General features: G+C 75.0%; 9 protein-coding genes. 1 reads left to right on the top strand and 8 read right to left on the bottom strand.

Translation table 11 applies throughout. The features are described 5' to 3' along the window. Together ABZV94_RS36315 and ABZV94_RS36310 are read right to left on the bottom strand one after the other, a co-directional pair. On the bottom strand, positions 1-1,365 hold a 1,365-nt coding region (locus ABZV94_RS36315), incomplete at its 3' end, for an FtsX-like permease family protein (protein WP_356348340.1). Positions 1,366-1,523: 158 nt separating this feature from the next. Further along, positions 1,524-1,928, bottom strand: coding sequence for a globin (locus ABZV94_RS36310; protein ID WP_356348337.1), 405 nt, complete (start codon positions 1,926-1,928; stop codon positions 1,524-1,526). Positions 1,929-2,023: 95 nt separating this feature from the next. Here ABZV94_RS36310 and ABZV94_RS36305 point away from each other — a divergent pair, with 95 nt between their 5' ends. After that, entirely contained in the window at positions 2,024-3,001 is a 978-nt protein-coding gene (locus ABZV94_RS36305; protein WP_356348335.1) for a methyltransferase domain-containing protein, read from the top strand. A 12-nt stretch (positions 3,002-3,013) separates the two neighbouring features. Here ABZV94_RS36305 and ABZV94_RS36300 read toward each other — a convergent pair whose 3' ends face one another. From ABZV94_RS36300 to ABZV94_RS36275, 6 genes are all read right to left on the bottom strand, one after another. After that, the gene (locus tag ABZV94_RS36300) at positions 3,014-4,705 is read right to left on the bottom strand and encodes an FHA domain-containing protein (RefSeq protein WP_356348332.1); all 1,692 of its coding nucleotides are present in this window, start codon (positions 4,703-4,705) and stop codon (positions 3,014-3,016) included. A gap of 34 nt (positions 4,706-4,739) precedes the next feature. Continuing rightward, on the bottom strand, positions 4,740-6,083 hold the full coding sequence (locus ABZV94_RS36295; RefSeq protein WP_356348330.1) for a VWA domain-containing protein: 1,344 nt from the start codon (positions 6,081-6,083) through the stop codon (positions 4,740-4,742). A gap of 115 nt (positions 6,084-6,198) precedes the next feature. Further along, a complete protein-coding gene (locus tag ABZV94_RS36290) occupies positions 6,199-7,614 on the bottom strand; it encodes a protein phosphatase 2C domain-containing protein (RefSeq protein ID WP_356348328.1) in 1,416 nt (471 codons plus the stop codon). Positions 7,615-7,617: 3 nt separating this feature from the next. Beyond that, a complete protein-coding gene (locus tag ABZV94_RS36285; protein ID WP_356348326.1) occupies positions 7,618-10,098 on the bottom strand; it encodes a tetratricopeptide repeat protein in 2,481 nt (826 codons plus the stop codon). Next, the gene (locus ABZV94_RS36280; protein ID WP_356348324.1) at positions 10,095-11,375 is read right to left on the bottom strand and encodes a hypothetical protein; all 1,281 of its coding nucleotides are present in this window, start codon (positions 11,373-11,375) and stop codon (positions 10,095-10,097) included. Before ABZV94_RS36280 ends, ABZV94_RS36285 begins: the two co-directional genes overlap by 4 nt. Positions 11,376-11,416: 41 nt before the next feature. Further along, positions 11,417-12,318, bottom strand: a 902-nt coding sequence (locus ABZV94_RS36275) for a glutamate ABC transporter substrate-binding protein (protein ID WP_356348323.1), incomplete at its 5' end; no start/stop codon positions are given.

Raw genomic sequence — 12,318 nt, 5'->3', positions numbered from 1 at the left:
GATGAGCTGGAACCGTTCATCCGGGCGGGCCGCCGCGTCGGCGCCCGGCCGGGCCGTCTTTCCGCGCAGTCTCGGGGTCCTGGGGCGCCGGGGTCCGGCCGGGCGTGCCTCGGGCCCCGTCCCCGTCAGCGCCGGTACGGTTACCGCCAGCGCACAGCCGAGGGCGACGCCGGCCGCGACCAGCCAGACGGCGGGCCGGCCGGCGGGCGGCAGGTCCAGGCGCAGGCCGAGCCGGGCCAGCGGGCCGTGCCCGGCCAGCAGCGCGGTCAGCGGGCCGGCGAGCAGCGGGGCGCACACGGCCGCGGGCAGCGCGAGCAGCAGGGCCTCGGCCCCGGCGAGCGCGGCGATCCGGGTGCGGGAGGCGCCGCGGGCCCGCAGCAGCCGGGTCTCGTCGGCGCGTTCGGTGCTGAGCAGCCGGGCGACGAGCAGCAGCGCGTAGCCGGCGAGCAGGGCGAGCAGGAGCGCGACGATCAGCAGGGTGGAGCGGGCCACGAGGAGCGAACGGTCCACCCGGTCCAGCACGTCCGGCAGCGCGGTCTGCGACACCGTCGTACCGCTGAGCGCGGCCGGCTCGCGCAGGGCCGCGCTGCCGGCCCGGGCCGCCGCGCGCAGTTCCCCGATCCGGCCGGTCGTCACCGAGGCGAAGTCCGCCGACGCCAGCCAGCCCGTCGCCCCGGCGCTGACCCGGCCGCCGGTGAGGACGGCGGGGTCGGCGAGCAGCGGGCCGTAGGTGGTGAAGCCGGACTTCTTCACCCCGCGTCCGAGCAGGTCGTCCAGCCGCCAGTACGGTGCCGTCACCGAGGCGGGGCGGTACACGCCGACGACCCGGACCCGGACCGGGGGGCCTTGCAGCCGGTCCGCCAGGGTGAGCCGGGCGCCGGGCCTCACCCGCAGCGCGCGGGCGGCCGTCTCCGGGAGCGCCACCTCGGTCGCGGCCCCGGTACGGCGGGGGAGGCGGCCGGCGGCCAGACGCACCTGTGTGGGGTCCAGTGCGGCGAAGTACGTCAGGTCCGGGTCGCCCGACCTGCTCGCGGGTGGCTGGAGGGAGCGGGGCAGGGCGTACGGCCCCGAGCGGCGCAGGGTCCGCACGGCCACCGGTAACCCGGCGAAGGTGCGGCGCGCGCCCTGGCGTACGGCGGTGTCGGCGGCGGTCCGCCCGGCCGGGGGCACGTCCGCCTTGACGATCAGCGCGGTGTCGGCGGCGTTGCGCGGGTCGCCGAGCACATGGCGCAGCGCCGCGTCGCCGATCGCCCCCGAGTACGCCGTGAGCGTCGCCAGCACGGCGGTGGTCAGCACCACCGTCAGCAGCGCGGCGCCCAGCAGCAGGCGGTGCGCACGCGCGCGTGAGAAGACGAACCCCGTCACCCGGCCCCCGTGTGTCCGGTGCTTCCAGACCTTCGGGCGATGCTGGCAGAGGGCCGGGCGGCGGGTAAGCGGTTGTTCGCCGGTCTATACCGGATTGTGATCGGAATGCGGCGACGGGTGACCGGAATCCGACCTTCAGTGACGGCCGGTGCGTCCGGTCAGCCGGGGGTGTTCACCATCGACGCGGCGGCGTACGTCAGGTAGTTCCACAGCGTCCGCTCGTGCTCCTCCGACAGCCCCAGCTCGTCGACGGCCACCCGCATGTGCCGCAGCCAGGCGTCGTGCGCCGCCCGGTCCACGGTGAACGGGGCGTGCCGCATGCGCAGCCGGGGGTGGCCGCGGTTCTCGCTGTACGTCGTCGGACCGCCCCAGTACTGCATCAGGAACAGGGCCAGCCGCTCCTCGGCCGGACCCAGGTCCTCCTCGGGGTACATCGGCCGCAGGAGCGGGTCCTCGGCGACCCCCTCGTAGAAACGGTGGACGAGCCGGCGGAAGGTCTCCTCCCCGCCGACCTGCTCGTAGAAGGTCTGCTCCTGAAGCGTGCCGCGCCGAATCTCATTCACCCGTCCATCGTCTCAGACCGGGTGACCGAGGACTCCAGGCTTAGGACCAGCCCCGTGCCCCCCCGTGCGGGACCGCCCGCCCCTACTGTGGACCCATGGGCGTCCACGACACCGAGACCGAGGCACTCGCCGACGCGGCGCGGGCCGAGCTGGTGCGGGAGATCGACGCCGACGGGGCCTGGGCGGACGACCCGGAGTGGCGGGAGGCGTTCGCGGCGGTGCCCCGGCACCTGTTCGTGCCGTACTACTACGTCGCCGGGTCGCACGGCTACGAACGCCGCTGGGGCGAGAGCCCCGACCGCCGGGCCCGGGAACGCTGGGTGCGCGGCGCCTACGAGGACGTCCCGCTCGCCACCCGGCTGCGCGACGGCGAACTCGTGTCCTCCAGCAGCCAGCCGTCCCTGATGGCCAGGATGCTGGTCGCCCTGCGCGTCGAGGACGGCGACCGGGTCCTGGAGGTGGGCGCCGGCACCGGCTACAACGCGGCCCTGCTCGCCCACCGGCTCGGCTCCGACGACCTCGTCACCACCATCGACCTGGAACCGGAGATCACCGAGTCGGCCCGGCAGCACCTCGCGGCGGCCGGCCACCACCCCGTCGTCGTCACCGGCGACGGCGCCCGCGGCGTGCCCGAACGCGCCCCCTTCGACCGGATCATCGCCACCTGCGAGCTGCCCACGGTGCCGCGCGCCTGGCTGGCCCAGTGCCGCCCCGGAGCACGGGTCCTCACCCCGCTCGCCACGGGCCTGCTCACGCTCACCGTGCGGGACGCGGAGCACGCCGAGGGCCCGTTCCTGCCCGGGGCCGCCTTCTTCGTGCCGCTGCGCGGCGGGCGCGGGACGCACCCCGAGGGCGTCTCGATGGCCGGGCTGCCGCGCCGGGCCCGCGAGCAGGAGCCGTTCCGCTTCCTGCTCGCGCTGACCCGCGGCACCCTCGACCCGCAGGCGGCGTACGCCCTGTGGGAACGCGAGGGCGAACCGGGGCGCGGCCGGTACGGCGTCACGGTCGCCGGCGAGCACGCCTGGGCGTGGCTGGACGACCCGCAGGGGCCGTACGCCTGGCCCCTGCCCTAGGGCCTGGCGCGGTCAGCCCCGGCGGACGGTGATCGTCGTCCAGGCGCCCACGTGCACCCGGTCGCCGTCCTGGAGCGGGACCGGCACGAACGGCTGGATCGGCTCCTCCGACATGTTGACCGTGGTGCCGTTCGTCGAGTTCTGGTCGACGACCGCCCAGCTGCCGTCCGGCTGCTGCACCAGCACCGCGTGCTGGTGCGAGACGCCCGGGTCCTCCGGCGGCACCGACAGGTCGATGTCGGGGGTGTCGCCGGTGGAGTGCCGGCGGCGGCCGATGGTGATCTGGTTGCCGGTCAGCGTGCGCTGCTGCTCGGGCGAGTACGCGGGCAGGTTCAGACCCGCGGCCTCGGGGCCGGAGCGCTGCATCATCGCCATGAAGTACTCGCGGTCCGGACCGATGGTCGCGGTCCAGGTGGTCGACCGGGACGCCTGCGGCGCCTGCGGGAAACCGCCGGGTCCGCCCGGTCCCGGCGGGGTCTGGGTGCCGCCGGGCTGCGGGTAGCCGTAGCCGCCGCCCTGACCGCCGGGGCCGCTGGACGACGGCGGGGAGATCACCCAGTCGTCGTCGGCGGCCGGGGGCCGGCGGGTCTCGCCCGGGAAGGCGGGCGGCGCCGGCGCAGCGGACTGCTGGAACGCCTGCGGGGCTCCGCCGGGACCGCCGGTCGGCACCGGACGGGAGGGGTCACCGCCGAAGCCGGAGGGTCCGGGCGGAGTGGGGCCGCCGGGACGGGACGGCTCACGCCCGAAGGGGGCGGGTCCTTGCGACCCCGGGCCCTGGCCCTGACCTGGGCCCTGACCCGGACCCTGTCCAGGGTTGCCGCCGAAGCCGGACGCGTCACCCGGTCCCGGGCCCTGCCCCCGGCCACCGCCGAATCCGGACGGGCCGGACGGACCGGACGGACTACCGGGGCCCTGCCCCGGACCGCCGCCGAACGCGGACGCACCGGACGGGCCGCCGGAACCCGGCCCCTGCCCGGGACCCCCGCCGAAGCCGGACGGGCCACCCGAACCCGGGCCGCCGGGACCGCCGGGGCCCTGGCCCGGCACCGTGCCCCGGCCGCCGAAGCCGCCGGGACCGGACGGGCCGGACGCACCACCGGCGCCCGGGCCCTGGCCCGGACCGCCCTGGCCACCCTGACCCGGCCCCTGGCCGAAGCCCTGCGGCGGCCCGGGCCGCCGCTGATCGCCGGTGCCGAAGGGGGGCCGGCCCGAGGGACCGGGGGAGGTCGGCGGGCCGGACGGGGCCCGGTCGCCGCCGAACGGCGTCGGGCCCGACGGCTCGCTGTGGAAGGACGGGATCGGCTCGGCGGGCCGGTTCACCTGCGAGGGCCGCGAGCCCTGGTACTCGTACCCGTCACCCCCGCCGTACGTGGAGCTCGGCGGCTGGAACCGCGGCTGCGGCGGGCGCGGGGCGGCCGGGGTGTAGGAGGTCGCCGTGTTGGTCAGGAAGTTCCACCGGCACTCCTCGCAGAAGGGCGCGCCGCCCTCGCGGGGCGTACGGCACTGCGGGCACAGCTCCGGCTCCGGGTCGGACCCGCCGGCCGGGTGCGGCCGGGCACCGGCCGGGCCGCCCTGCGGGGGCGGGAATCCGTAGCCACCCGGGGGCGGCGGAGGGGGCGGAGGTACGGCACCGGCCATGCGGTGACCGCAGACCTCGCACCAGTCGTCGGAACCCGACTGGTGTCCGTTCGGGCAGGTCGGCATGTCGGTGCTTCCCCTTCTCCTACGCGTCCGAGGGTCACTTCTTCACACGAACAGTCTTGGTGGACCGGGTCTCCAGAGTCATCTCGTCCGCCTCCGCGACCCTCGTCTTCAACCGCACAGTACCTGTCACGGCGTCGACCACGTCCACCACCTTCGCAAGCAGTTTCGCAGTATCCGCGTTCCCCGAGGCGTTCGCGAGCTGAACAGCGCGCCCCAGTTTGGCGGTTGCTCCATCGAAATCCCCCGCTTTGCGAAGGTCGAGGCCCTTCTGAATGGCTTGTGCCAGTTCGGCCTGCCCGGTGTAGTGGGCGACTTGGGGGTTGATCGTGGTGGAGGCGGCCATGTCGTCGGTCCACACGGCCCGTACGAGCCCCTGCGCGCCGAGGTTTTGGGCGGTTCCGTCCGGTTGCGGAACCACGAGGGAGACCCGCGCGGCGAGCATCTCCTGGCCGAGCCCGGCCGGCGGGACCGTCACGCACAGGTGGTAGTCGCGGGACTCGTCGCCCCAGGACCCGGTCGGATAGTCCCCGGCGCGCGGCCCGGCATCGGTACGACGGCCGGTCAAGTCCTCGACGGCCGGGGCGACTTGCTTGACGAACCGGATGGTCGTGCCGACCGGCGTCCACACCCGCAGGGAGACGTCGGCGACCTCCTTGCCCATCGCCGTCTCCATCATCCGCGTGAAGTCCGCGGCCAGACCCGCCGGGTCGGCGACGATGTCGGCGGTGCCGAGCAGCGCCGAGGCGATTCCTGTGACTTCTTTCACTTCCCAGTCGGTGCCCACGCCCCGGGCGTCACAGGTGAACCGACCGGCGCACGCGTCCAGCGTCGCCCGCAGATCCTCCGCCGACTCGTGTTCGTTGCGGCCGTCGGTGAGCAGGATGCCGTGCCGGAGGGTGACGTCCGCCGCGGACAGCAGCCGGTCGGCGAGCCGCAGCCAGGTGCCGATGGCCGTACCGCCGCCCGCGCTCAGCCGGCGCAGCGCCTGCTTGGCCTGCTCGCGGGTGGTGGCGTCGGCGACCGCGAGCCGTCCGCCGCCCGGATAGACCTCCTTGGCCACGTGGGTGCCGCCGATCACCGTGAAACGGGTGCCGTCGCGCAGGGTGTCGATCGCGGCGGCCGTGGCCTCCCGGGCGCCCCGCATCTTGGCCGGCGGGTAGTCCATGGAACCCGAGCAGTCCACCATGATCGCGACGGCGGCGGACGGCCCCCCGCCCGGCGGGTACACCGGCGCGGTGACCGCGCTGCCGATGGTGCCGCCGCCGGTCGCGGTCACCGTGACGATGGCGTTGACCTCGCTGCCGCCCTCGGGCAGGTACTCGTTCTGGTAGACGTCCACCGAGAACCGCGGCACGTTCGGCTTCGCGAAATTGGCCATGCTTGCTCACATCCCCCTCGGACACCTCGCCGACGCGAGGTGACGACTGCGAGCGGACCGGTCCCCTCCGGTCCGCCGCGGCTTCCCCGTGCCGTTCCCCCGTCGGATACGGCCCTCAGGCCGATCCTGCCCCCTGCGGCGGCGCCGGGAACGGCAGGACCGCCACTGTTACGTTGTCGTGGCCCCCGCCGTCCAGGGCGTGCCCCACCAGCACCCGCGCGCTGTGCAGCGGGCGGGCCGCCGCGTCGAGCGGGACCACCTCGGACATCTCCTCCGCCGTCTCGGCGTAGTTCCACAGTCCGTCGGTGCACACCACCACGGCGCCGGGCCGATCCGGCTTGAACGACGCGGTGTGCGGCTCCAGTTCGTAGGCGTCCGCGCCGAGCCAGCCGGTGATCGCGTGGGCGCGCTCGTCGGCGTACGCCTCGGCCTCGCTCATCAGGCCGGCGGCGACCATCTGCGCGGCCCAGGAGTCGTCCTCGGTCAGCCGGGCGGGCGGGGCCGAGCGGTCGGTGGGCACCCAGTAGACGCGGCTGTCGCCGACCCAGCCGACGACCAGCAGGCCGGGGGTGACCACCGCGCCGACGATCGTGCAGGCCGGGGCGTTCTGGTGCGGGGCGTGCTCACGGGCCGTGGCGGGCTCCTCGGCGAGCGCGTTGACGGCCTGCGCGGCGGCGACGATCGCCTCGTGCATCGCCGCCTGCGGGTGGGTGCCGCGCGGCAGCGCGGCCAGCAGCGTGTCACCGGCCGCCTGGGAGGCGGCCAGGGAGGCGTCGTCGGGGCGGGTCGCGGACGACACGCCGTCGCAGACGATCGCCAGCGCGGCCGGGGTGCCGTCGGGCAGCGTGGTGTGGCCGACGGCGAAGGCGTCCTCGTTGCGGTGGTGGCGCAGGCCGCGGTCGCTGACGGCGGCGACCGGCCCCGACTCCCGCTCCACGTGGTCGCGTTCGCGCGGCTGGGCGTGCCCGCAGTTCTCGCAGTAGCCGTCGCCGTCCACCCGGCCCGCCCGGCAGGCCACGCACAGCTGTGCCGGGTCGGCCGGCGCGGAGGCCGGCCGTGGATCCGGGGCCTGCAGCGGGTACTCGTCGGGCTCGTCCGGCCGGTCGAACCGCACCCCGGTACCGGAGGAATGCCCCCCACCGGTCTCGCCGCCCGACGGGGCGCCGCCCGGGACGGGACCGCTCTCGTGCGGGGGCTCAGGTGCCTCACCCGGGACGGGGCCGGACTCCTGTCCCGCCGGCGCAACGGCGCCGGGACCCTGGCCGGACAGCGGTGCGCCGCCCGAGTCGGTGCCCGGCAGGTCCGTCGGGAGGTGGGGCGCCGGGGAGGCCGTGGGGTCGGGCGCGGGCCACGTGGTGCCGTCCCCGGGTCCGGCGGGGCCCGTCATGGTGAGCGTCGGATGGTCCTGCGGCGGCGCGGGCACCACCGAAAGGTCGTATCCGCACGCTCCGCAGAACAGGTCACCCGACTCCACGGGCTCCGCGCAGCTCGGGCACTTCGCCAGTGCGGCCTGCTGGGGCATCTGCGACATCGACTACACCCACGTCCGGGGGCGGTAACGGTTGGCCCGTTCCACCAGCTCGATCCTCTCCTCGCCGCCGGGCGCCAGCCGGGCCAGCGCGCGGTAGGCACGCTCCAGGCCGAAGCGGAGGCCCCGCTCGTCCAGACCGCTGCCCAGCAGCACCCGGCCGCCGGCGGCGGGCCCGGTGCCCTGGCCCCCGGAGAGTATCCAGTCCAGCGCACAACCGAGCACTTCCGCCGACAACAGCTCGCGCCGCTCCGGGTCCAGGCCGTACGCCTGGAGTGCCTCGACCTGACCGGCGGCGGCCGTCAGGTCGTCCAGGAACGGTACGTCACCCGCGCTCGCCGTGCGCTGTCTCAGCCGGGCCCGGACGGCGGCGACCCGGGCGGCCGTGTAGTGGATGGAGGACTCCGGCACCGACTCCAGCGTCGCCACGGCGCCCCGCCGGTCCCCGGCCGCGAGCTGCACCCGGGCCAGCCCGAACGCGGCGCTCACGAAGCTCGGGTCGGTCGTCCACACCAGGCGGTAGTACTCGGCCGCGTTGTCGAGCTGGCCCAGCACCTCGGCGCACAGGCCCAGCGCGAGCTTGGGCGCGGCCTCGCCGGGAAAGGCGTCGTAGATCGCGTCGAAGGCGAGCGCTGCCTGCTCGAAGTCGCCGGTGACCAGCGCGGCCACGCCCCGGTACCACACCACCCGCCAGTCGTCGGGCCGCTCCTCGTCCAGCGCGGCCAGACTCGTCAGCGCCCCCTGGTGGTCGCCGGTCTCCAGCCGGGCGCGGATCTGCCGGAGCCGGGTCTCCACGGTCTGCGCGGGCGCCGCCGTGAGCGCGCTCATCAGCTCGGCCGGCGCCGAGGCCATCAGGCCCGCCAGGAAACCGGCATTGGGGTCGTTCGGGTCGACCAGCGGGACCGGCAGGGCGAGCGCGGCGGCCGGCGTGTCGACGGGCCTGACCAGGGCCGGCGGCACAGCCGGGACGGTGTGGGCCTTCCGCACCGGCCGGGCGCCCAGCCGGGACACATCCCCGTGCAGCCGGGGGAACAACTCCGTGTCCGTGACCTTGGTCTCGGGCCCGAACAGCGTCGACAGCGCGGGCCGCGCCCGCCCGGTCTGGAGCGAGACGACCTCGCGCAGCACGCCCGTCAGCTGCTCGGCCATCTCCTGGGCGGAGGCGAACCGGCGGCCCGGGTCGGGGTCGGTGGCGCGCACCAGGAGCCGGTAGAAGGACTCGTAGCGGCGGAAGACCTCGATGGTGTCGGGGTCGGGCAGGGAGTCGGCGTAGACGTTGGTGTAGCCCTGGAAGTCGAAGGTCAGCACGGCGAGCGTGCGGGCCACCGTGTACAGGTCGCTGGCGACGGACGGGCCGGACTCGGCGACCTCCGGGGCCTGGTAGCCCACCGTGCCGTAGATCGCCGACTCGTCGTCGTCCATCCGGCGGACCGCGCCCATGTCGATCAGCTTGAGCTGGTCCTCGGTCTGGATGGCGTTGTCGACCTTGAAGTCGCAGTACAGCAGGTTCCGGCTGTGCAGGTGGCCGAGCGCCTCCAGGGCCTCGATGCCGTACGCGCAGGCCTGCTCCACCGGCAGCGGGTCGCGGCGGCCGTCGGGTGCCCGGCGGGCGTTGGCGATCTCCTTCAGGGACTTGCCGCCGACGTACTCCATGACGATGTAGCCGTCGAGGGAGCCGGTGCGCTGGTCCAGGTGCTCGACGAAGTTGTAGATCCGCACGATGTTGGCGTGCTCGATCTCCGCGAGGAACCGCCGCTCGGAGATCGCGGCGGCCATCGCGTCCTGGTCGCCGGTGTCCAGCAGGCCCTTGAGCACCACCCAGCGGTCGGAGACGGCCCGGTCCACGGCGAGGTAGATCCAACCGAGCCCGCCGTGCGCCAGGCAGCCGGCGACCTCGTACTGGCCGTGCACGATGTCCCCGGCCCGCAGCTTGGGCACGAAGGAGTACGGGTGCCCGCACTTGGTGCAGAAACCTTCCGTGCGGCCCGGCCGGTCGCCCCGGGCCCGGCCGACCGGCGCCCCGCAGTCCGACCGCGAGCAGAACCGCTTCCGCTCCGGCACCTCCGGGTTCTCCAGCACCATCGCGCGCGGGTCGGGCCGCGGCACCTGCGGCACCGAGACCAGCCCCGCGCCGAGCCGCCCCCGCGAGGAGGCGCCGGACGACGCGCCCGAGCTGCGCACCGACACCGAGCGGCCGGTCGACGTCCCGGACAGGGACCGGGACAGCCGCCCGGACACCGAGCGGCGCGACCTCGACGACTGCGACGACGTACGCGAACTGCGGGAGCTGCCGGAACTGCCGCTGTCCGACGCCCCCCTGGCGACCCCGGTGGGCGGCGAGCCCACCATGCCCGCCCCCGAGGGCGGACCCCCGACCGCGACGACCGGCGCGAGACCGCACGTGTCGCAGTACAGCTCGCCGCCGCCGACGTCCTCGTACGTCCCTTCGCAGCCCGGCCGCTGGCAGCTCTGCCCCGGCTGACTCATGACTCGCCCCCCTTACGGTCCTCCGGTGCGCTCGCGCTGCCGAGCAGTTCCGCCGCCGCCTGCTGGTAGCGCAGCACGGCCTGCTCCGCCACGCGCAGGTCGCAGGGCGCGCTCCACAGCATGCGGCGGGCCGCGTCGTACCGCTCGACCAGCAGCGGGTCCTCCGCGAGACCGTGCCGGGCGACCTTCGCCTTGTACGCGTCGAGCCGGCCGCGCAGCTCGGCGCGGACCGCGAGCGGCGCGGTGACCGCGGTCAACGACTCGCGGGCGCGCAGCAGTTCGTCCTCCGCCTTCTCCTCCAGCGACTCCAGCAGCGGGGAGAGCCGGTGCCACTGGGCCTGCCTGCGGTACTCGGCCGCGGTCGCCAGCTGCTCCTGGAGCGCGGTCGGCGGTCCGCTCACCACCGGCACCTCGGTCGCGCCGATCTTCGCCAGCACCTCGCCGCGCGCGGTGCGCGCCTCGGCCAGCGTGCGGTCGGCGCGCGAGAGCACGTCCCGCACCCGGATCAGCCGCGCCTCCGCGTCCTGGCGGACCGTCAGCACGGCGTCGATCTCCCGCCGCACGTCCTCCAGGGCGCGCGCCTCGCGGTCGTACACCGTCGTGTCCGGACGCCCGCCGCCGGGCGCCGAACTGCCCTCGGCCGGCACCCAGAAGGCAAGCGGGTCGGAGACGACGTCCTCGCGCAGCCCGGTCAGCGTGCGGGTGATCCGCTCCAGGTCGTCACCGGCCGGGTGCTCGCCGGGGCGCACCCCCACCGAGTGTGCGAGCTGCCGGGTGCGCTGGAGCTCCGCGGCGAGTAAATCGATCCGCGCGGGCAGGGCCGACCAGACCGCGTCGGCGGCGACGATCATGTCCAGGCTCGTCGCGTACAGCTCGTTCATCCGGTCCACCAGCGCGGACAGCGAGAACGTCTCGCTCAGCCTGCCGTTCCCGCCGCCGGGGACGGTCACGGACTCGCCGCGCAGCAGCTCGGTCAGCTCCACCAGGTCCTCCCGGCTGGACCAGCGGCGCCGGGCGCGGATCTCGCGGGCGCCGCGCAGCGCGGCCGTGTAGGCGTCGAAGTACGCCCACAGCCGGGTGATCTGCGCCTCCGTGGCCTGCCAGCGCTCCTTGGTGACGCCGGTCAGCCGCGCGCCTTCCAGGAGTCTGCGGCCCGCGTGGTCCTGGAGGGCCAGCAGCGAGGTCTCGATCGCCTCGTGCTCCTGGCCGAGCCGCGCCAGCGCACGGTCCACCTCGTCCCGGTCCATCACCGGCCCGGCGGGGTCCGTGACGCCCATCGATCACCTCTCGCTTGCTGTCTGTTCCGGTCGGGTACGGCTCAACTGCTGCGCAGGTACTGCGGTGCGGGCGGCTTCGACGCGGCCGAGTCCTTGCCCAGTGTCGCCGACAGCCAGTCGTCGTACGACGTCTGCCAGCCGTGTGCGCGGTAGTCCACCAGAACGCGGTTGACCCGGCGTACCAGATCGTCGGCGTCCTTCTTCATCGCCACGCCGTAGTACTCGGTGGTGAACGGGCCGCCCTTCAGTTCGACGGTCGGGTCCTGCGCGGCCTGGCTCGCGGCGAGCGCGCCGTCGGTCACCACCGCGTCGACTTCGCCGAGTTGCAGCCGGACCAGGCAGTCCAGCTGGTTCGGCACGGTGGTCGAGAGGTCGGTGGTGGCGGGCAGCCGGCCGTCCTTCCGGTCGGCCTCCAGCTTGGCGAGGGCGGTCGAACCGGCCGCCGTGCACACCTTCTTGTGCGCCAGCGAGCCGTCGTAGCCCGTGATCGGGGAGGACTTGGGGGCGAGGACCTGCTGGCCGGTCTTGAAGTAGGGCGCGGAGAACGCGACCTGCTTCAGCCGGTCACAGGTGATCGTCATGGTGCGGACGACCATGTCGACGCGTCCGTCCTCGATCGCCGGGATGCGCTGGTTGGTCGGTATGGCCTTGAACTGCACCGCGTCCGGGTCCCCGAGGATGTCCTCGGCGATGCGGTGGACGAGGTCGATGTCGAAGCCCTCCAGCTGGGCGCCCTCGGTGTTGGGGTTGCGGTAGCCCCAGCGGTAGCTGTTCTGGTCGACACCGACGATCAGCTTCCGCTTGGCTCCCGTGCGTGCCTTGATCGCCTCGATCGTCGGACCGTCCGCACCGGACGGCGCCAGCGTCTGCTCGTGCGCCTCGGCGTCCACGCACCCGCCGGCGCGGGCCTGGGTGCCGGCGGCGGCCTGCTGCGCGGCCGGCC

Source organism: Streptomyces sp. NPDC004658 (assembly GCF_040609555.1).
Classification (GTDB): Bacteria; Actinomycetota; Actinomycetes; order Streptomycetales; family Streptomycetaceae; genus Streptomyces.
This window is presented reverse-complemented; position numbering and strand designations above follow the sequence as displayed.